Origin of the sequence: Rhodanobacter caeni (assembly GCF_039523575.1) — a bacterium.
Lineage (GTDB): Bacteria > Pseudomonadota > Gammaproteobacteria > Xanthomonadales > Rhodanobacteraceae > Rhodanobacter > Rhodanobacter caeni.
This window is the reverse complement of sequence record NZ_BAAAFO010000002.1, coordinates 670,239-688,921: the sequence shown is the minus strand read 5'-3', so window position 1 is coordinate 688,921 and position 18,683 is coordinate 670,239. Positions and strand designations below refer to the sequence as shown.

Annotated in this window: 19 protein-coding genes; 4 read left to right on the top strand and 15 right to left on the bottom strand. The window is 68.0% G+C overall.

Features of this window, described 5'->3' with window-relative positions; all coding sequences use genetic code 11:
- Nucleotides 1–64 precede the first annotated feature (64 nt).
- The 11 genes from ABD017_RS07530 to ABD017_RS07480 all read right to left on the bottom strand — a co-directional run bounded on the left by ABD017_RS07530 (nt 65) and on the right by ABD017_RS07480 (nt 9,283).
- Entirely contained in the window at nt 65–406 is a 342-nt protein-coding gene (locus ABD017_RS07530; RefSeq protein ID WP_343881735.1) for a glycine zipper 2TM domain-containing protein, read from the bottom strand.
- A 136-nt stretch (nt 407–542) separates the two neighbouring features.
- Nucleotides 543–2,354, bottom strand: a complete 1,812-nt coding sequence (gene lpdA / locus ABD017_RS07525; RefSeq protein ID WP_343881733.1) for a dihydrolipoyl dehydrogenase — start codon at nt 2,352–2,354, stop codon at nt 543–545.
- 52 nt (nt 2,355–2,406) lie between these two features.
- Complete coding sequence (locus tag ABD017_RS07520; protein ID WP_343881731.1) at nt 2,407–3,315, bottom strand: mechanosensitive ion channel family protein; 909 nt, start codon at nt 3,313–3,315, stop codon at nt 2,407–2,409.
- A 10-nt stretch (nt 3,316–3,325) separates the two neighbouring features.
- A complete protein-coding gene (gene aceF / locus ABD017_RS07515) occupies nt 3,326–4,993 on the bottom strand; it encodes a dihydrolipoyllysine-residue acetyltransferase (RefSeq protein ID WP_343881729.1) in 1,668 nt (555 codons plus the stop codon).
- A 259-nt stretch (nt 4,994–5,252) separates the two neighbouring features.
- Nucleotides 5,253–5,576 carry a DUF2845 domain-containing protein gene (locus ABD017_RS07510; RefSeq protein WP_343881727.1) on the bottom strand — a complete coding sequence of 108 codons (324 nt, stop codon included), beginning with the start codon at nt 5,574–5,576 and terminating at the stop codon, nt 5,253–5,255.
- Nucleotides 5,577–5,690: 114 nt separating this feature from the next.
- The gene (locus tag ABD017_RS07505) at nt 5,691–6,266 is read right to left on the bottom strand and encodes a DUF924 family protein (protein WP_343881725.1); all 576 of its coding nucleotides are present in this window, start codon (nt 6,264–6,266) and stop codon (nt 5,691–5,693) included.
- Between the two features lie 11 nt (nt 6,267–6,277).
- The gene (locus tag ABD017_RS07500; protein ID WP_343881723.1) at nt 6,278–6,724 is read right to left on the bottom strand and encodes a DUF2383 domain-containing protein; all 447 of its coding nucleotides are present in this window, start codon (nt 6,722–6,724) and stop codon (nt 6,278–6,280) included.
- Between the two features lie 86 nt (nt 6,725–6,810).
- The gene (locus tag ABD017_RS07495) at nt 6,811–7,560 is read right to left on the bottom strand and encodes a DUF2884 family protein (RefSeq protein WP_343881721.1); all 750 of its coding nucleotides are present in this window, start codon (nt 7,558–7,560) and stop codon (nt 6,811–6,813) included.
- Between the two features lie 81 nt (nt 7,561–7,641).
- Nucleotides 7,642–8,175 (bottom strand): LTA synthase family protein, encoded by a 534-nt coding sequence (locus ABD017_RS07490; protein ID WP_343881719.1) that lies wholly within the window; start codon nt 8,173–8,175, stop codon nt 7,642–7,644.
- On the bottom strand, nt 8,175–8,705 hold the full coding sequence (locus tag ABD017_RS07485; RefSeq protein ID WP_343881717.1) for a peroxiredoxin: 531 nt from the start codon (nt 8,703–8,705) through the stop codon (nt 8,175–8,177). Before ABD017_RS07485 ends, ABD017_RS07490 begins: the two co-directional genes overlap by 1 nt.
- A 119-nt stretch (nt 8,706–8,824) precedes the next feature.
- Nucleotides 8,825–9,283 (bottom strand): hypothetical protein, encoded by a 459-nt coding sequence (locus ABD017_RS07480; RefSeq protein ID WP_343881715.1) that lies wholly within the window; start codon nt 9,281–9,283, stop codon nt 8,825–8,827.
- Nucleotides 9,284–9,448: 165 nt separating this feature from the next.
- On the opposite strand from ABD017_RS07480, the gene ABD017_RS07475 reads away from it, so the two are divergent.
- Together ABD017_RS07475 and ABD017_RS07470 are read left to right on the top strand one after the other, a co-directional pair.
- Nucleotides 9,449–9,865 (top strand): universal stress protein, encoded by a 417-nt coding sequence (locus tag ABD017_RS07475; RefSeq protein ID WP_343881713.1) that lies wholly within the window; start codon nt 9,449–9,451, stop codon nt 9,863–9,865.
- Between the two features lie 130 nt (nt 9,866–9,995).
- Nucleotides 9,996–10,817, top strand: coding sequence for a ferritin-like domain-containing protein (locus tag ABD017_RS07470; protein WP_343881711.1), 822 nt, complete (start codon nt 9,996–9,998; stop codon nt 10,815–10,817).
- 27 nt (nt 10,818–10,844) lie between these two features.
- Here ABD017_RS07470 and ABD017_RS07465 read toward each other — a convergent pair whose 3' ends face one another.
- The 3 genes from ABD017_RS07465 to ABD017_RS07455 form a co-directional block, all read right to left on the bottom strand.
- On the bottom strand, nt 10,845–11,579 hold the full coding sequence (locus ABD017_RS07465) for a hypothetical protein (RefSeq protein ID WP_343881709.1): 735 nt from the start codon (nt 11,577–11,579) through the stop codon (nt 10,845–10,847).
- 75 nt (nt 11,580–11,654) lie between these two features.
- Nucleotides 11,655–11,957, bottom strand: a complete 303-nt coding sequence (locus tag ABD017_RS07460) for a DUF3247 family protein (RefSeq protein ID WP_343881707.1) — start codon at nt 11,955–11,957, stop codon at nt 11,655–11,657.
- 141 nt (nt 11,958–12,098) lie between these two features.
- Nucleotides 12,099–14,351 carry a glycoside hydrolase family 3 C-terminal domain-containing protein gene (locus tag ABD017_RS07455; protein WP_343881705.1) on the bottom strand — a complete coding sequence of 751 codons (2,253 nt, stop codon included), beginning with the start codon at nt 14,349–14,351 and terminating at the stop codon, nt 12,099–12,101.
- 353 nt (nt 14,352–14,704) lie between these two features.
- On the opposite strand from ABD017_RS07455, the gene ABD017_RS07450 reads away from it, so the two are divergent.
- Entirely contained in the window at nt 14,705–15,373 is a 669-nt protein-coding gene (locus ABD017_RS07450; protein ID WP_343881703.1) for a glutathione S-transferase family protein, read from the top strand.
- Between the two features lie 88 nt (nt 15,374–15,461).
- Nucleotides 15,462–15,794 (top strand): hypothetical protein, encoded by a 333-nt coding sequence (locus tag ABD017_RS07445; protein WP_343881701.1) that lies wholly within the window; start codon nt 15,462–15,464, stop codon nt 15,792–15,794.
- A 75-nt stretch (nt 15,795–15,869) separates the two neighbouring features.
- On the opposite strand, the gene aceE is transcribed toward ABD017_RS07445, so the two are convergent.
- A complete protein-coding gene (aceE, locus tag ABD017_RS07440; protein WP_343881699.1) occupies nt 15,870–18,566 on the bottom strand; it encodes a pyruvate dehydrogenase (acetyl-transferring), homodimeric type in 2,697 nt (898 codons plus the stop codon).
- Nucleotides 18,567–18,683 lie beyond the last annotated feature (117 nt).

Genomic DNA, 18,683 nt, shown 5'->3' with positions numbered 1-18,683 from the left:
ACGGGCGACGTGGGGCGTCGCGGTTTATGGACGTCCAGACGTCCAGACGATTCCGCAGGTGCCGTCAATCCTCCACCTCATGGCAACGACGCTCGGTGGTGTAGTAGGTCTTCTTGTCCTGCGCGTTCTTCTGCACGCGGTTGCCCACGTAGCCACCGGCCACGGCACCACCCACGGTGGCCAGCGTCTTGCCCTTGCCGCCGCCCACCTGGTGACCCAGCAGGCCGCCGGCCACCGCGCCCACGCTGGTGCCGATCAACCGCTTGTCGTCCTTCGAGCCGTTGTGCTTGACCTGCACGTTTTCGCAGACGGTGCGATGCCGGCTGGTCTGCGCGGCGGCCGGCGTGGCGGTCAGCGCCGGCACGGCCAGCGCGAGGGAGGCGATCAGGGCGAGGGAGGCTTTCATGGCGGGGCTCCAGAGTGGCGATGCCCCTGGATATCGCGCCGCCCGTGACGCCCCGGTCAAGCCGGCGCCGGCCGTTCAGCACCGGTTGACGCTGCCCGCAGGAAGCCCGCCGGAAGCAGGCCCTGCGGGTCGCCGCTCACTTCTTCTTCGGGATGTACAGATCGGTGATCGTGCCTTCGTAGACCTCGGCCGCCATGCCCACCGACTCGCCCAGGGTGGGATGCGGATGGATGGTGAGGGCGATGTCGGCCGCCTCGCTGCCCATCTCGATCGCCAGCGCCAGTTCCGAGATCAGCTCGCCCGCGTTCACGCCCACGATGCCGCCGCCGACGATGCGATGGGTCTGCTCGTCGAAGATCAGCTTGGTGAAGCCCTCGGTGCGGTCGATGCCGATGGCGCGGCCGCTGGCCGCCCACGGGAACTTGCCCACCCCCACCTTCAGGCCCTTTTCCTTCGCCTCGCGCTCAGTCACGCCGACCCAGGCGATTTCCGGGTTGGTGTATGCCACCGACGGGATCACCCGCGCATCGAAATGGCTTTTCAGCCCGGCCACCGCCTCGGCCGCCACGTGCGCCTCGTGGGTGGCCTTGTGCGCCAGCATCGGCTGGCCGACCAGGTCGCCGATGGCGTAGATGTGCGGCACGTTGGTGCGCATCTGGGTGTCGACGTTGATGAAGCCGCGCTCGGTCACCGCCACGCCGGCCTTGTCCGCGCCGATCTTGTTGCCGTTGGGCGAGCGGCCCACCGACACCAGCACGCGATCGAACAGCGTGGTCTCGGGGATGCTGTCGCCCTCGTAGCCGACCTCGATGCCTTTCTTGGTGGCCTTGGCGCTGACCACCTTGGTCTTCAGGTGGATGCCCTTGAGCCGGCTGCCGAGGCGCTTGGCCAGCGGCTTGATCAGGTCGGCGTCCGCGCCGGGGATGATCTGATCCATGAACTCGACCACGGTCACTTCGCTGCCCAGCGCCGAATACACCGTGGCCATTTCCAGCCCGATGATGCCGCCGCCGACCACCAGCAACTTCTTCGGCACGTCCTTCATTTCAAGGGCGCGGGTCGAGTCGAGGATGCGCTCGTCATCCCACGGGAACATGCCCAGTTTCACCGACTGCGAGCCGGCGGCGATGATCGCGTTCTCGAAACGGATCAGCTTCACGCCGTCACTGGTCTGCACTTCCATTTCGTTGGGCGACACGAACATGCCGTTGCCCTCGACCGTGCGCACCTTGCGCGCCTTGGCCATGCCGGCCAGACCGCCGGTGAGCTGGCCGACCACCTTTTCCTTGAAGCCGCGCAGCTTGTCGAGATCGATTTTCGGCGCGCCGAAACTCACGCCATGGGCGGCCATCGCCTCGGCCTCGTCGATCACCGCCGCCGCGTGCAGCAGCGCCTTCGATGGGATGCAGCCCACGTTGAGGCAGACGCCGCCCAGGCTGGCGTAGCGCTCCACCAGCACCGTGTCGACGCCCAGGTCGGCGGCGCGGAAGGCGGCGGTGTAGCCGCCGGGGCCGGAGCCGAGCACGACGAGCTTGCATTCGATATCGGGCGTACGGCCACTGGCGCCAGCAGGCTGCGGCGTGGCTGCGCTCCCTCCCCTGCTTGCAGGGGAGGGCTGGGGAGGGGTGGCGGCCGGAGCGGGAGATTTCGCTTCGCCCGTACCCTCACCCCCAGCCCCTCTCCCACTGGGAGAGGGGAGCGCAGCGTCGGCAGCGTCGAGAGTGAGGATTACCGCCCCTTCCGAAACCTCATCGCCCACCTTCAACTTCACCTCCTTCACCACACCCGCGGCGGAGGAAGGAACCTCCATGGTCGCCTTGTCCGACTCCAGCGTGATCAGGCTCTGGTCCTTCGCCACCGTGTCGCCGGCCTTCACCAGCACTTCGATCACCGGCACGTTGTCGTGGCCGCCGATGTCCGGAATCTTGATTTCGATGGTGTTGGCCATGGTTTTTCCTCGGGAGTTGCGGGCTGGCGGAAAGTGGCGCCGGCCACGGGATTCAGGAGACAGGGATAGCGTGTCGGGGCCGGCGCAACTGCACGTCGCGCTGCGGCAGGGGAATCGTTATGCCGTGCGCCAGCAACGCATCGTGCAGCGCCCAGTTGTAGGCGGCCAGCGCGGCGCCGGGGCGGCGCGTGGCCTCGGCGTTCAGCCACACCACCAGCTCGAACTGCAGCGCCCAGTCGCCGAAGGCCGCCAGTCGCACCTGCGGCGCCTTGTCGCCCTCGGCGTCCAGCGTGAACTTCACGTCGTACGCGGCCTGCAGCGCGGCCTTGCGCACGGTTTCCTTGTCACTGGCGTAGGCCACGTGGAACGGCACCTTCAGGCGCCGGAAGCCCTCGCGCACGGTCCAGTTGACCACGCGACCGTTCACGAACTCGGAGTTCGGCACCAGGATGTCGATGTCGTCGTTGGTGGTGATGCGGGTGGCGCGGATGTGGATGTCACGCACGCGGCCGTGCACGCCGGATGCCAGGTCGACGAAATCGCCCACCTTGAGGCTGCGGTCGAACAGCAGCACCACGCCGCAGACGAAGTTGTTGAAGATGGCCTGCAGACCGAAGCCCAGGCCCACGCCCAGCGCGCCGGCGAACACGGTGAAGCGGGCGATCGGAATGCCGCTGGCGTTCAGCGCCAGCAGCACGCCGATCAGCAACAGCAGGTAGTGCATCAAGCGGCCGAACACGTAGATGGACGACAGGTTGACGTGCTCGTAGCGGCGCGCATAACGGCGCAGCAACTGCCGCACCAGCATCGACAACACCACGCACAGGCCGAACAGCAGCACCGCCGCGATCAGCGAGCCGATGGTGAGGTCGACCCCGCCACCGCGGAAAAGGCTGCGGTTCAACCAGCCGGCGGTGGACGCAGCTGCGGGCTCCGCGCGTGTCAGTGCCGCCGCCAGCATGCGGCCTCCGTCACAGCAGCAGGCGGCGGATATCGGCCAGCTGGTTGGCCACGAACACGGCGAAGCGGGCGGCCAGCGCGCCGTCGATCACGCGGTGGTCGTACGACAGCGACAGCGGCAGCATCAGCCGCGGCGCGAACTCCTTGCCATTCCACACCGGCTTGGTCGCCGCCTTGGACACGCCCAGGATGGCCACTTCGGGCGCGTTGACGATCGGCGTGAAATAGGTGCCGCCGATGCCGCCCAGCGAGCTGATCGAGAAGCAGCCGCCGGACATGTCGGCCGGGCCCAGCTTCTTCTCGCGCGCCTTCTTCGAGATCTCGCCCATCTCGCGGGCCAGGTCGAGCAGACCCTTCTTGTCGCAGTCGCGGATCACCGGCACCACCAGCCCGTCGGGCGTATCCACCGCGATGCCGATGTGGAAATATTTCTTGAGGATCAGCTTCTCGCCGCTCTCGTCCAGCGAGGCGTTGAACTGCGGGAACGCTTTCAGCGCCGCCACCACCGCCTTGATCTGGAACACCAGCGGGCTGATCCTGGTGTCCTTGTTCTCCGCGCCCAGCTGCTTGCGGAAGGCTTCCAGCTCGGTGATGTCGGCGTCTTCGTGCTGGGTGACGTGCGGGATCATGGCCCAGTTGCGGGCCAGGTTGGCGCCGGAAATCTTCTGGATGCGCGACAGCGGCTTTTCCTCGATCTCGCCGAACTTGGCGAAATCCACCTTCGGCCACGGCAGCAGGCTGAGCCCGTTGCCCGCGCCCGCCGCGCCGCCGGCCACCGGGCGCGCGCCGGAGGCCAGCGCATGCTTCACGTAGGCGCTGACGTCGTCCCGCTGGATGCGGCCGCCGCGGCCACTGCCCTTGACCTGCGTGATGTCCACGCCAAGCTCACGCGCAAACGCGCGCACCGCCGGGCTGGCGTAGGGCGCGTCGCCGGGCATCACCAGGCCGGCATCCACCGGCGGACGCGCCACGGGCAATTGGCTGCGGTCGACTTGCGGCGCGGGCGCGGGCGCCGCCGCCGCCGCGGGTGCCGGTGCCGGTGCCGGTGCCGGTGCCGGTGCCGGAGCGGCGGGCGCAGCGGCAGGCGCGTCATCGGCACCTTCGATCATGGCGATCACGTCGCCCTCGGAGAGCTCGTCGCCCACCTTCACCTTCATTTCCTTCACCACGCCGGCGAACGGCGACGGCACTTCCATGGTGGCCTTGTCCGACTCCAGCGTGATCAGGCTCTGGTCCTTGGTGACGGTGTCGCCGGCCTTTACCAGCACCTCGATCACCGGCACGCCGGAGTGGCCGATGTCCGGCACCAGCGCGGGGCGCACGCCGCCGGCGGCAGGCGTGGCAGCGGCAGGCGCCTGCGGTGCCTCGGCCTTCGGCGCGGGCGCCGGCGCGCTGGCGGCGGCCTTGGGGGCTTCCGGGGCAGCGGGTGCGGCGCCGGCGTCGTCGGCCTCGAAGATGGCGATCACCGCGCCTTCGGAGACTTCGTCGCCCACCTTCAGCTTCACTTCCTTCACCGTGCCGGCGAACGGCGCGGGCACTTCCATCGTGGCCTTGTCCGATTCCAGCGTGATGAGGCTCTGTTCCTTCTCGACGCGGTCGCCGGCCTTGACCATCACTTCGATGACCGGTACGTCAGCGTGGCCGATGTCGGGAACACGAGCTTCTTTGAGATCGGCCATGAATGGCTCCTGGAGATGGCAATGGCGATAGTGCGCCGCCCGGGGTTGGCGGCCGAAATAAGCGCCAATGATAGCGAACAGTGGGGTCTTTCGCCCACTATGCGGCGGCGTATGCGGACCATGGGAAACGCGCGTCGGGCCCGCGCGCGGCCACGGCGGCAGCGCCGGATGGACGGCCCTCGACCCGCCGCGCCGGCGGCGCCGCATGGACGTCCATTCGCCGGATCGGCGCGCCGGGAGCGGGTGGATGGCGCTTTTCTCAGTGACGCCGGTCGTCGATGTCGTGCACCACGCCGTCGATGATGGTCACCGTGGTCAGGTGGCTGCCGCGGCGGTATTGCCACTGCTCGCCGCGGCCGGCATCGGTGATGACCCGTACGCCACGGCCGCGCCGTGGCGTGCTGGCGTGGCGGCGGACCCGACGCGACGGCTGGCCCAGCAGCTCGACCACGCGCATCTCGCTGTCGCCGGTGGTGAGCACGTGGCTGCCCACGCGCAAGGTGTTCGACGCCGAAGCGGTGCTGCAGGACATGCCCAGCGCGCAGGCGAGGGCCAGCGCGAGCAAGGTCGTTGGTTGGCGCATGGTGGTTCCCGATGGATGGCGACGTTGCCGCCGACCAGCCTGGGCCGCCGCGCTGGTGCCCGGTATCGGAACCGGCAGCGTGCACGCGAAGGGTTTTGCCGCGTCAGCGGCGGATCAGAAGCCCGCCCCCGGCTGCGCCAGGTAGATCGCCTCCTGCGCGGTGGACGCCCGGCCCAGCACCGCGTTGCGGTGGGGGAAACGGCCGAAGCGCGCGATGACGTCGCGATGGCGCCGCGCGTAATCGAGAAAGCCCCCGAACGAGGCGCGCTGATCGGGGCCGGCCTCGGCGCAGAGCGCCTCGAACAGGGCCACCGAACGCTGCTGCACGGCGAGATCCTCGGTGTGTTCCAGCGGGAGATAGGCAAACACGCGCTGCAGCGGCGGCAGCGCCTGGTCATCGCCACGCTCGATACCGGCCAGTGCCAGCGCCAGCGCCTTCGGGTCCTGCGCCCAGGCCCGCGCATCGTGGCGGTACAGGTTGCGGCTGAACTGATCGAGCAGGATCAGCAAGGCCAGCCAGCCCAGCGGCGTGCGCGTCCAGCCATCGAGCTTGCCGTCGGCCGCGGCCGCGGCGACGTCGCCGAAACGGGTGCGAATCTGCGCGTCGAAAGCGGCATCGGCGGCAAACCAGTGCGCGGCGCTCTCCTCGGCGAACCAGAAGGCAAGCACGGCTTCGGCGGTCGGCGACATAAGCTCGTCCCTCAGTAGCGCGCGGCGCCGCCCAGGCCGTGCATGTCCAGGTGGATACCATGCAGGCGCGGCAGTTGCCGGCGCAGTACCAGCGCCACGTCGGCCGGTGCGGTGGCGATGGTGGCGCGTTCGAACAGGTGCAGCAGGCGCCTTTCGTGCCGGCCCAGGTCGCGAATCCAGTCGCTGTCGGTGCGCGAGGCGCTGTGCGGCAGGCCCGCTGCCCAGCGCGCCCGCACCGTGCCGCGCCAGGTGCCGCGCTGGCTGACCGGCTCGCCCGTGCGTCGCTGCTGCGCCTGCAGGTCGGACACCACCTGCATCAGGGTCTGGGCATTCTCGTTCAGCACGATGCGCAGCCCCGGCTCGCGCGCGGCCGTGGCGGCACGGCGATACAGCCGGCACAGGTCGATGCTGTGCCGGATCAGGGGCTCATAGATCGAACGGGGAGCGAACAACGCCACAATCGCCTCCAGCGGACGGTGAAGCGAGGATGACGCGTCATCCTCGTCGCCCACCGCTTAGGGAGCCCTGAACGGCGGTGCCACGGTCATTGCCCGACGTACAGCAGGTTCAGCGGGTGGCCTTTGCTGCCGTGCAGGCCTTGCTGCAGATCGGCCAGGCGCGTGATCGCGGGACAGAGCGCGGCGATCTGCGGCTGCAGTGCCTGCATCCGCTGCTCCAGCCGTGGCCGCAGGCCGCTGGCCAGGCCGGTGGCCTGGTCGCGCAGCCGGCTGGCGGTTTGCAGGTCGCCGCGCATCGCCGCGTCGAGCGCCTGCTGGCCCAGGTCGTTGGCCAGCAGCGGCAGCACATCGGCCGCGATCTGGTTGGCGTACTGGTCGACGACGTCGGCCTGCCAGTCGTGCGTGCTGTTGCTGGCGGCGATGCGTTGGCGGAACGTGGCGGCGTGGGCAGCCAGCCGGCGATCGAGTTCGGCGCGGGTGTCGGCGCCCAGGCTCATCGTGCGGGTTTCGTCCTGCAGCGCCTGCACGGCCAGATCCAGCCCGTGCTGCGCCACCGTGCGCACGCGCGGCGCCAGCGCGCGCAGCTCGCGCTCGAACACGGTCAGGCGATCCTGCTGCTCCGCGTTCAGGTGCACGGCGTTGCCGTCGGTGCGCAGGGCACCCTGCTGCATCTCGACATGGAACGGGGCCGGCGAGGGCCGGTCGAACAGGATGCTGGCGGGTTTCAGGGTCACGTCGTAACTGCTGCTGGCGTGGCAGGTGGCCGCCCATTCCTGCGCCGACAGCGAGGTGGCGGCCAACAGGGCGCACGGCAGGACAAGCAGGCGAAGGCGCATCGGCGGGTTTCCTCGTGGAAAAACTCCGTCACCCATAGTGTCAGGCGCGCCAACAGCGGCTGAACGCGGCGGGAAGCGCCGTCAGCGCCGGCGGATGAACCGGGCGCGCACATCCGCCCGCCCCAGCCGCCACGCCAGCCACAGCAGGAGCACCGCGGCGACGGCCTTCATCGCCAGCGCCAGCAGGTAGCTGTGCGGGAGCAGCGCCGCCATCTGCGACAGCGATGTGGCGTCCGGCGGCAACAGCGCCCGCATCGCCGAAGCCAGCCACAGCCCGCTGACCAGCGCCCACAGCGCCAGCAGCACGGACACCACGCGCAGGACGGAGCGCGACCACCCCTGGCGCAGGATCACGCCCGCGCACGCCACGATGATGACAAACGCCGCGGCCAGGTAGGCCGCATCCCATGCCAGCATGCGATGCAGCGCGGCGACGTGGCCGCTGCTGTCGTCCGCGGGCCAGCGTTGCAACTCCTGCCAGACGGCGTTGCCGTGGTGGATGTACTGCACGCCGCCGATCGCGGCGAACAGCAACAACAGCCAGGTCACCACACGCCATGCCGCCAATCCGCGTCCGGGCGCCACCCGGTCTTCGGCGCGCACCAGCAGCGGCATCAGCCGGCCGCCTTCAGCGCGGCGAGGTCAGCCAGCACCTGGGCGGAATTCTTCTCCGGGTCGACGTCTTCGTAGACCTTGGCCACCTTGCCCTGCGGGTCAATCAGGAAAGTGGTGCGCCGCGCATAATGCGCGTCGCCACGGGAAGCCAGCACGCCATACGCCGCGGCAACGGTGGTGTCCGCGTCGGACAGCAGCGGGAACGGCACGTGGTATTTGCGGGCAAACTCCGCATGCGATTTCACGTCGTCGAGGCTGACGCCCACCACGCTGGCGCCCGCCTTTCGCAGCTTGGCGATGTCATCGCGGAAGGTGCACACCTCGGTGGTGCAGCCGGGGGTGAAATCCTTCGGGTAGAAATACAGCACCAGCCACTGGCCATGGAAATCGGACGGCTGCAGCCAGTGGCCGTTCTGGTCCTGCAGACGGAAGGCCGGCGCGGCCTGCCCCACCTGCGGCGCCGCTGCCCACGCCGGGGCAACCAGACCAGACAACAGGGCCACGACAAGCCAACAGGCAATGCGACGCATGGGCGGACTCTCCATGGGAGGACGGAAAAAAACGGCAGTCCGCAGTGTACGCGCAGAAACGAGGAAGGGCGCCAGTGGCGCCCTTCCTCGTTGCACATCCGTGTTCGCGGCCGCCGCGCTCAGCGCCGGGCGATGGTGAACTTGCCCACCGAGACGCCCAGGTTCACGCCCTCGCCCGTGCCGGCCAGCGCCAGCGAGGTGGTGCCCTTGGTCAGCACCTGCGCGCCCGAGCTTTTCACCACGCCCGCCTCGGCGCCGGCCTGCGCGTAATCGCCAAACACATCGGCGATGCTGTGCACGTCGCTGATCTCGCCCTTGCCGTTGTTGATGCGGTACTTGCCGGCGGTGAGGCCGCCACCGACCACTTCAATCTTCACCGCGGCGGTCTGGCCGTTGTCGCAGGTGACCGTGCCGGTGCCTTCGGCGTGCTTGTAGATCAGCGACCAGCCGGACAGGTTGTAGACCAGGTGGCAATCCACCTTGGCATCGTCCGCATGTGCCTGGCCAACCGGCACCATCGTCGCCGCACCCGCACAGGCCAACACGAGTGCCGCCATTCCCAACGTACGCTTGATCATGATCATCTCCTTGAAGGGGTGGGAGACGAAGCGTGTACAGCGCCGCGTGATGCGGATGTGCAGGCCGGCGGGCCGTCCGCGGCCGGCAGACGCGGCGTTCGGCGGGTGCCGTGCGCGTGCCCTAAACTCGTGGCATCCGATTTCGCACGGCGTCGAGGAGCAACCATGGTCAAGTATTCGCTGGTGGGTTACGACGGCTCCGATGCCTCGCGCCGTGCTTTCCAGTTCGCCATCGACCTGGCGCGTTGCAGCCATGGCCGCGTGCGCGTGGTATCGGTGCTGCAGGTCACCGAGGGCGGCGCCGACGTGTCGGCCCTGCTGATGGCCGATTCCGGCACGCAACGCGCGCGCGAGTTGCTGGACGAACTGACCGCCATCGTGCCCGATGCCAGCGAGCTGGTCGACCTGGAGCTGACCTACGGCAGCCCCGGCGACGTGCTGCTGGGCCAGATCGAGCAACACGGCGTGGACCACCTGGTGATCGGCCACACCGAGCGCGGCGCGCTGGCGCGGTGGCTGCTGGGCTCGGTCTCCAGCAACGTGCTGGCCAAGGCCCACGTGCCGGTCACCGTGGTGCGCTGAAACGCTCCGGCGCGCCCGGCAAGTCGGGTGGCGTTAATCCGCCGGCAGCGGCACGGCCTATCCTGTCTCATCCCCTCGTCATGTGGCCGCGCGCAAGATGCCGCCACATCCGTTGACCACAGGAATCGCGTTGACCTATCCCACCGCCCTGCCCTGGACTCTTGCAAGCCTGGACCTCGGGCGCATCGACGTTGCGCGCATCCGGCACAACGAAGAGCTCTTTTTCCTGCTGTGCAGCTCGTCCTTCGTCGAAAGCGGCTCGGAGCTGTACACGCAGAATCTCGTCGACCACTTCGCCGGCGACGCCGAGCTGCAGGCCTGGCTCGGCGAGCACTGGAAACACGAGGAGCTGCAGCACGGCCGCGCGCTGACCGCGTACGTGCGTGCCGTCTGGCCCGAGTTCGACTGGGAGGCGGCGTTCGCCACGTTCTGGCACGACTACGGCGCGGTGTGCACCGCCGAACAGCTCGAACCGTGCCGCGGCCTGGAACTGGCCGCACGCTGCGTGGTGGAAACCGGCACCGCCAGCCTCTACCGCGCGCTGCACGACATCACCGACGAACCGGTGCTGAAGGAACTCACCGGCTACATCAAGAGCGACGAGGTGCGCCATTACAAGCACTTCTACCGCCACTACCTGCTGTACCGCGAGCGCGAGGACTTCGGCCGCTACAAGGTATTGCGGGCGATCCTGCGACGGGTGCGCGAGATCAAGAGCGAGGACAGCGACATCGCCCTGCGCCACGTGTTCAACCAGTGCTATCCGCACCAGCGCGACAACGAGGCCGAATTCCGCCGCATCAGCGACCGGGCGCAAGGGCTGTTGCGGCGGCACATCCCGGCGGACATGACGGTGAAGATGCTGCTCAAGCCGCTGGATCTGCCCGCGCGGATGCAAAAAGCCATGGCCCGTCCGCTGGCGCGCGTCACCGAGAAACTGTTCCTGCATTGAGCGCGGGGTATCGGCCGCGCGCACGCGCTACTTCTTCTTGGACGTGTCCAGCTTCTGCCACTTCGCCGGGTCGAAGCCGCCCACCTCGTACAGCAGCGTTTCCTTCTTTTCGCCATCGACCAGGGTCACGTCCATGGTGACCTTGCTGGCGCCCTCCAGCAGGCTCAGGAAATGCTTGTCGTCGCGAATCATCAGCGCCGGTTCGCCGCTGGGCGGCGCAAAGGCCTTGATCCGTGCCGGCTTGCCGTCGAACGTTGCGTTGATGGTGCAGTTGCCGCGACAGACGAAGCCGGCGCCCGCGCCGAACAGGAACACGCTCTGGCCCCAGTCGGTATGCCGGCGCAGGATCAGGCGCACGCTGTCGTTGCCGCCGGGCTTGCTGCTCTGGATGGTGGCGGTCGACTGGATGCCGCCCTGCATCGGCGCCACCTGGTACAGCCACAACCGCGCCAGCCGGTTCTTCTCGCTGGTCTCGCGGTAGCGCTTCTCGATCTCCGGCAGGGTCTTCTGCACTTCGGCGGCGGCGGCGCTCTGCGGGAAACGGCGCACGATGTCCTTGCCCATCGACACGGCCATCTCGTCATTGCCGATGCGCAGCAGCTGGCGATACGTGTCCAGGTTGGCCGAGGCGGCCTGCGCCTTGGCGGCGGCCTGCTGCTGCGCCGCGTCGGGTGCGGCGCCACCGCCGGAACAGCCGGCAAGCACGAGCATGCCCGCGGGCAAGGTGGCCAGGGCCAGGCGGAAAACGGCAGATCGGATCATCGGCAAGGCTTCACGGGGACAAGGCCCTTAGCTTGGATCGTCCCCCGCCGTGGCGCAACCGCGGGCGGCCGCGCATCACGCCCGCAACGGCGCATCCGTATCGAGCGGCTCCACGCTGGCGATCTGGTCGAACCACACGCGCCGGCGCCAGTCCGAAAGATTGAGGTGTTCCAGTTCCACCACGCCGTTGACGCCTTCCTTGCCGGTACCGTCGTAGAACATCTGCACCGTGGGGCGGGCGCATACCACGCCCTCGCAGGGCTGGCCATCGACCAGGTGCAGGCGCACGCGCGCGCCATTGGGCAAGGCCTCGACCAGCGCATCGAAGCGCTGGATATCCTGCGGATCGGTATAGACGTGCGCGGCTTGCCTGCTCATGGATGCACCCGTTGAATGGCGATGCACCACGCTAGTTGCCGCTGCGGCAACGCCGTGTCAACGGCGCCATGCCCCCCGGAAAACGAAAAACCCCTCCGGCATGGCCGGAAGGGCTTTCGAATGCACCGCAAAGAAGCGGGTCTATTTGCCGTTGACGTCCAGCGTCGTCGCCGGCAGCTTCACCGCCACGCTGGCTTGCGGCTCGAGCGCGGATTTGGCCACGGTCACCTGGTAGTCGCCGGCGGCGATGTTCCAGGTCTTGTCCTTGCTGCGGTACATCGCCAGCAGGCGCGGGTCGACCTTGACGCTGACCTTGCGGCTTTCGCCCGGTTTCAGGTCCACCTTCTGGAACGCACCGAGGCGCTTGGGCGCCTCCCACAGGCCTTTCGGCGACGCCACGTAGACCTGCGCCACGTCCTTGCCGGCCACGGCGCCGGTGTTCCTGACGGTAAAGCTCACCGTCAGCTGGCCATTGGCCCACTGGGCGCCGAGCCCGTCGTAGCTGAAATCGGTGTACGACAAGCCGTAGCCGAACGGGAACAGCGGCTTGAGGCCCTTCAGGTCGAACCACTTGTAGCCGACGGCCGCGCCTTCGCTGTAGTTGACGTCGAAACGCAGCTGCGGCTGCTTCGGATCACCGTCGAGCCGCGGGCGCGGCAGCTGCTGCTCCGACGCCGGGAAGGTGATCGGCAGGTGGCCGGACGGATTCACCTCGCCGAACAGCACGCGGCCGATGGCTTCGCCGCCGCTGCTGCCCGGATACCACGCCTCCAGCACCGCGCCGACGTCCTTCAGCCACGGCATCAGCACCGCGCCGCCGGTTTCCAGCACCACGGCGGTATGCGGATTGGCCTTGGCCACCGCGGCGATCAGGGCGTCCTGGTTGTCCGGCAGCGACAGGTTGGGCACGTCCGCCGATTCGGCCGTCCATTGGTGGGCGAACACGATGACCAGGTCGCTGCCGGCCGCCAGCTGCGCCGCGGCGGCCGGATCGGTGCCGTCGTTGAAGCTGACCTGGGCGCCGCCGGCGCGGGCCTGGATCGCCTTCATCGGCGACGAGGGGAAATACACGATCGGGCCAGGGAACGAATCCGGGCCCAGCCCCTTCACCGCCATGCCACCCACCGGATAGACCTGCGACGAACCGCCGCCGGAAAGCACGCCCACGTCGGCATGCGAGCCGATGATGGCGATCTTCTTCACGCCCGGCTTGATCGGCAGCAGCGCGTTGTCGTTCTTCAGCAGCACCATGCCTTCCTCGGCATCGTGCTGCGTGACCCTGGCATGGGCGGCGAAGTCGATGTTGTCCTTCGGGCCGGTGACCGGATCGTCGATCAGCTTGTGCTCGAACATGGCGTACAGGACGCGCCCGGCCATGTCGTCGAGCCGCTTCTGCGGCACCCAGCCATTGGCCACCGCCTCGCCCAGCGCCTCGCCGAAATAGCGCGACTTGTCGAACGGCACGCCGGACTGCTGGTCCAGGCCGTTGTTGGCGGCGGGAATCGTGCTGTGGGTGGCGCCCCAGTCGGACATCACGAAACCCTTGAAGCCCCAGTCGCCCTTGAGCACCTCGTTCAGCAGGTACGGGTTCTCGCAGGCGTAGATGCCGTCGACCCGGTTGTAGGAGCACATCACCGAACCGGGGTTGCCCTGTTCGTTGGCGATCTGGAACGCCAGCAGGTCGGACATGCGTGCCGCCGCGTCGTCGATCTCGACGTTGAGGAAGTTGCGGCCGTTCTCCTGGTCGTTCAGGGCGTAGTGCTTCATCGTCGAAATGATGTGGTTCGACTGGATGCCCCTGATTTGCGCGCCGACCATGGTGCCGGCCAGCAGCGGGTCCTCGCCGCCGTATTCGAAGTTGCGCCCGTTTCGCGGCTCGCGCACCAGGTTGACGCCGCCGGCCAGCATCTCGTTGAAGCCGGACGAACGCGCCTCGGCGCCGATCATCGCGCCGCCGGCAAAGCCGACCTCGGGGTTCCAGGTGGCCGCGGTGTTCATGCCCGAGGGCAGCGAGGTGCGCTCGCGCACGTTGGGGCCGCGCTGCGACGCCACGCCCACGCCGGCATCGGTCTGCCACTGGTTGGGAATGCCCAGGCGCGGCACGCCGTAGACGAAACCGGCCGACTGGTGCAGCGATTCCTTCGGCCGCTTGAAATGCTTGCCGTCCAGATCGGTGCCGAAATAACCCATCACCAGGCGCAGTTTTTCCTCCTGGCTCATTTCCTTGAGGACCAGCCGGGTGCGTTCGGCGGCGCTCAGGCGGGTGTTCATCCAGGGCTTGGCGGCAAGCTCCTGTCGCGTCGGCGCCGGTGCCTCCTGGGCAAAGGCCGGCGCTGCCAGCAGTCCACCGATGGCGCATGCGGCGATCAGGCCCGCTTTCCTAGGTAACGTCATCTTTCGTCCTCGGGTTGCATGTGGGTAGCGCTTGGTAGGGAGCATGACTTTCGCTGCAGCGAGTCTTGAGCCGTCCATGAGAACCGGGCTCCGATGCGCTGCCGGGACGCCGAAACAGGAACGTCGCTGCTCCGGCCGTGGATGCCGGCGATTCATTCCCCCTGCTAGCCGTCCTACAGTAGTCGTAGCCCCGTCGGGATGTCCACCGGTTGCTGCGGCCAGACTTCGCACAGAGGCGTCTGGACGTCCATTCGGCGCACGCCGCGCCCATGCCCGGCCAAGCGGAAGCGGCTACTCTGTGAAGACGCGGCGCCGCAGCGTCCGCCCTCCAAATGGATACCCGATTCCCCACCATGATCACCGTCCACCATCTGAACAACTCGCGCTCGCAGCGCATCCTGTGGCTGCTGGAAGAGCTGGGCGTGCCCTACGAGATCAAGCGCTACCAGCGCGATCCGAAAACCCTGCAGGCGCCGCCCGAACTGCGCGCGGTGCATCCGCTGGGCAAAGCGCCGGTGATCACCGACGGTGCGCTGACCCTGGCCGAATCGGGCGCCATCGTCGAATACCTGGCCGACCGCTACGGCGCCGGCATGCTGATTCCCGCGCACGGCACGCCCGAGCGCCTGCGCTGCAATTACTGGCTGCACTATGCCGAGGGTTCGGCGATGCCGCCGTTGCTGCTGAAGCTGGTGTTCCAGCGGATGGAGCACGCGCCGATGCCGTTCCTCGCCAGGCCGATCGGCAAGGGCATCGCCCGCAAGGTGCAGCGCGATTTCGTCGATCCGCAACTGGCCACGCACCTGGATTACCTCGAATCGCAGTTGCGAAACAGCGACTGGTTCGGCGGCGCGGCGTTCAGCGTGGCGGACATCCAGTTGAGCTTTCCGCTGGAGGCGTTCGCCGCCCGCGGCGGGCTGGACGATCGCTACCCCAGGCTGCGCACCTTTCTGCAGCGCATCCATTCGCGGCCGGCGTACCAGCGCGCCCTGCAGCGCGGCGGCGAATACCTGCTGGGCTGAACGGCATCCGCGGCCGCGCGCGCGGGTTTACGCGTCGCTCACGGACGCACTGGCAGCCTGTGACGCCAGCGAAGCCCAGGAGAACGCCATGCACAGACGTGATATCGAACGCCAGATTCGCGAAGCCAGCGAGCTGGCCGGCCAGCGCGTTCGCCAGTCCGCGAACGGCGCGGCAGACAGCGCGCAAAACCTGATCGAACGCGGCCGCCGCCGCATCCAGGAGCGCTTCGGCGCCGGCGACGGCCGCTATCGCCGCCAGCTCACCCGCGCCGCGGAGGACCTGGCCGACGAAACCCATTACCACTACCGCCGCATGCGGCGGCAGGTGAACCGCCACCCGGTCGCCACGGTGGCGATCGTGGCCGGCACCATCGGCGCGTTCCTGCTGCTGCGCCGCGCCTTCGGCAGCGACGACGATTGAGCCGTTGCCGCGCGGTGACGCCGCCGGAAGAAAAAACCGCCCGGAGTGGGCGGTTTTTTTTGTCGCTGGAATCGCTCAGACCGTCAGCGGATTGGGCTTTTCCGGATCGAGCTTGTACTCCTTGATGGCGCGGCTGACGTCCTTGGCGCTGACCTTGCCTTCCTTCGCCAAAGCCGACAGTGCCGCGTGGGCAATCCAGTAGCGGTTGACCTCGAAGAAATCGCGCAGGTGTTCGCGCGTGTCCGAGCGGCCGAAGCCTTCGGTCCCCAGCACGGTGTAGTGCATGCCGTCGGGCATGAACGCGCGGATCTGATCGGCGAATTCGCGCACGTAGTCGGTGGCGGCGACCGCCGGGCCGGAGCGCCCGTCGAGCAGGCCGGTGACATACGGTACGCGCTGCTCGGCTTCCGGATGCAGGCGGTTCCAGCGCTCGGCATCGAAACCGTCGCGGCGCAGCTCCACGAAGCTGGGGCACGACCAGATGTCGGACTTCACCCCGAAATCCTTCTCCAGCAACTCGGCCGCCGCGATCACCTCGCGCAGGATCGTGCCCGAGCCCAGCAGCTGCACGCGCGACTCGCCCTTCTTGCCCTTGCCGCCATCCTTCAGCAGGTACATCCCCTTGATGATGCCTTCCTCGCAGCCCTTGGGCATGTCCGGGTGGGCGTAGTTCTCGTTCATCACGGTGATGTAGTAGTAGTGGTCTTCCTGCTCCTGCAGCATGCTGCGCACGCCGTCCTGCAGGATCACCGCCACTTCGTACGAGAACGTGGGGTCGTACGCCTTCACGTTGGGGATGGCGCCGGCCAGCAGGTGCGAATGGCCATCCTCGTGCTGCAGGCCTTCGCCGTTCAGCGTGGTGCGGCCCGAAGTGCCGCCGACCAGGAAGCCGCGCGAGCGCATGTCGCCCGCGGCCCAGCACAGGTCGCCGATGCGCTGGAAGCCGAACATCGAGTAGTAGATGAAGAACGGCAGCATCGGCTGGTTGCTGATGCTGTAGCTGGTGGCCGCCGCCATCCACGAGGCCATGCCGCCGGCCTCGCTGATGCCCTGCTGCAGCACCTGGCCCTTCTGGTCCTCGCGGTAGTACAGCAGCTGGTCGGAATCCTGCGGGCGGTATTTCTGGCCGAACGGCGCGTAGATGCCGATCTGCCGGAACATGCCTTCCATGCCGAAGGTACGCGCCTCGTCGGCCACGATCGGCACCACGCGCGGGCCGATGGCCTTGTCGCGCAGCAGCAGGTTCATGCCACGCACCAGCGCCATGGTGGTGCTGATCTCGCGCTCGCCGGTGCCCTTGGTGATCTGCTCGAACGCGGACAGGTCCGGCGCCTTGAGCTTCACGTCGGTGGTGCGCCGACGCTGCGGCAGCGCGCCGCCGAGTGCCTTGCGGCGCTCGAGCATGTACTGCACTTCCGGGGAATCCTTGCCCGGGTGGTAGTACGGTACCTCGTCGAGCTTGTCGTCCGGCACCGGGATGTTGAAGCGGTCGCGGAAATGGCGCACCGCGTCGCTGGTCATCTTCTTCTGCTGGTGGGTGGGGTTTTCCGCCTCGCCCGAGCCCAGGCCCATGCCGTAGCCCTTGACCGTCTTGGCCAGGATCACCGTGGGCATGCCCTTGGTGGCCGACGCCGCGTGATAGGCCGCGTACACCTTGTGCGGATCATGGCCGCCGCGGTTGAGGCGCCAGATGTCGTCGTCGCTGAGGTTGGCGACCATCTCGCGCGTCTCCGGATACTTGCCGAAGAAATGCTCGCGCGTGTACGCACCACCGAAGGCCTTGCAGGCCTGGTACTCGCCGTCGACGGTTTCCATCATCAGCTTGCGCAGCGTGCCCTTGCTGTCGCGCGCCAGGAGCGGGTCCCAGTAGCTGCCCCAGATCAGCTTGATGGCGTTCCAGCCGGCACCGCGGAAGACGCCTTCCAGCTCCTGTATGATCTTGCCGTTGCCGCGCACCGGGCCGTCCAGCCGCTGCAGGTTGCAGTTGATCACGAAGATCAGGTTGTCCAGGCCCTCGCGACCGGCCAGCGAGATCGCACCGAGGGACTCCGGCTCGTCGCACTCGCCGTCGCCCATGAAGCACCAGATCTTGCGATCGCTCTTGGGCACCAGGCCGCGATTTTCCAGGTACTTGAAGAACTGCGCCTGGTAGATCGCCTGGATCGGACCCAGGCCCATCGACACCGTGGGCACCTGCCAGTAATCGGGCATCAGCCACGGATGCGGGTAGGAGGTCAGCGAGCGGCCGTGGCCGATCACGTCGGAGCGGAACAGGTCGAGCTGGTCGGCGTCGAAACGGCCTTCCAGGAACGAGCGCGCGTAGATGCCCGGGCTGGAGTGGCCCTGGTGGAAAACCAGGTCGCCCGGATGCTCCGCGCTGGGGGCGCGCCAGAAATGATTGAAGCCCACGTCGTACAGCGTGGCGCTGGAGGCGAAGCTGGCGATATGGCCGCCCAGTTCGCCCGGCTTGCGGTTGGCCCGCACCACCATCGCCATCGCGTTCCAGCGGATCAGCGAGCGGATGCGCCATTCCATCGCGGCGTCGCCGGGGCTCTTGGCCTCCTGGCTGGGCGGAATCGTGTTGACGTATTCGGTGGTGGGGTTGAACGGCAGGTAGCCACCCGAACGGCGGGTGGTATCGACCATTTTCTCCAGCAGGAAATGCGCGCGCTCGGTGCCGTCGTGATGGATCACCGCATCAAGCGAATCGATCCATTCGCTGGTTTCGGTAGGGTCGATGTCCTGGTTGAGGATATCGTCGAGCTGATCCATGAAGATTCTCCGCGGCGCCGTGCAGTGCCTGACTTGGTGTGGGAACCCGCCGCCGGGGATGCAGCGAGCCCATCAAGTTTAGCGGTCGGCCCACCCGTGCGCCACCGCACGGTGGCG

What these genes read in the sequence shown, in the direction of transcription:
- ABD017_RS07460 (WP_343881707.1), bottom strand. Translation starts at nt 11,957, where the DNA reads ATGAGCAGGCAAGCCGCGCACGTCTATACCGATCCGCAGGATATCCAG.
- ABD017_RS07480 (WP_343881715.1), bottom strand. Translation starts at nt 9,283, where the DNA reads ATGATCAAGCGTACGTTGGGAATGGCGGCACTCGTGTTGGCCTGTGCG.
- lpdA (WP_343881733.1), bottom strand. Translation starts at nt 2,354, where the DNA reads ATGGCCAACACCATCGAAATCAAGATTCCGGACATCGGCGGCCACGAC.
- ABD017_RS07495 (WP_343881721.1), bottom strand. Translation starts at nt 7,560, where the DNA reads ATGCGCCTTCGCCTGCTTGTCCTGCCGTGCGCCCTGTTGGCCGCCACC.
- ABD017_RS07520 (WP_343881731.1), bottom strand. Translation starts at nt 3,315, where the DNA reads ATGCTGGCGGCGGCACTGACACGCGCGGAGCCCGCAGCTGCGTCCACC.
- ABD017_RS07450 (WP_343881703.1), top strand. Translation starts at nt 14,705, where the DNA reads ATGATCACCGTCCACCATCTGAACAACTCGCGCTCGCAGCGCATCCTG.
- aceF (WP_343881729.1), bottom strand. Translation starts at nt 4,993, where the DNA reads ATGGCCGATCTCAAAGAAGCTCGTGTTCCCGACATCGGCCACGCTGAC.
- ABD017_RS07490 (WP_343881719.1), bottom strand. Translation starts at nt 8,175, where the DNA reads ATGCCGCTGCTGGTGCGCGCCGAAGACCGGGTGGCGCCCGGACGCGGA.
- ABD017_RS07510 (WP_343881727.1), bottom strand. Translation starts at nt 5,576, where the DNA reads ATGCGCCAACCAACGACCTTGCTCGCGCTGGCCCTCGCCTGCGCGCTG.
- ABD017_RS07505 (WP_343881725.1), bottom strand. Translation starts at nt 6,266, where the DNA reads ATGTCGCCGACCGCCGAAGCCGTGCTTGCCTTCTGGTTCGCCGAGGAG.
- ABD017_RS07445 (WP_343881701.1), top strand. Translation starts at nt 15,462, where the DNA reads ATGCACAGACGTGATATCGAACGCCAGATTCGCGAAGCCAGCGAGCTG.
- ABD017_RS07475 (WP_343881713.1), top strand. Translation starts at nt 9,449, where the DNA reads ATGGTCAAGTATTCGCTGGTGGGTTACGACGGCTCCGATGCCTCGCGC.
- ABD017_RS07455 (WP_343881705.1), bottom strand. Translation starts at nt 14,351, where the DNA reads ATGACGTTACCTAGGAAAGCGGGCCTGATCGCCGCATGCGCCATCGGT.
- ABD017_RS07485 (WP_343881717.1), bottom strand. Translation starts at nt 8,705, where the DNA reads ATGCGTCGCATTGCCTGTTGGCTTGTCGTGGCCCTGTTGTCTGGTCTG.
- ABD017_RS07465 (WP_343881709.1), bottom strand. Translation starts at nt 11,579, where the DNA reads ATGATCCGATCTGCCGTTTTCCGCCTGGCCCTGGCCACCTTGCCCGCG.
- aceE (WP_343881699.1), bottom strand. Translation starts at nt 18,566, where the DNA reads ATGGATCAGCTCGACGATATCCTCAACCAGGACATCGACCCTACCGAA.
- ABD017_RS07530 (WP_343881735.1), bottom strand. Translation starts at nt 406, where the DNA reads ATGAAAGCCTCCCTCGCCCTGATCGCCTCCCTCGCGCTGGCCGTGCCG.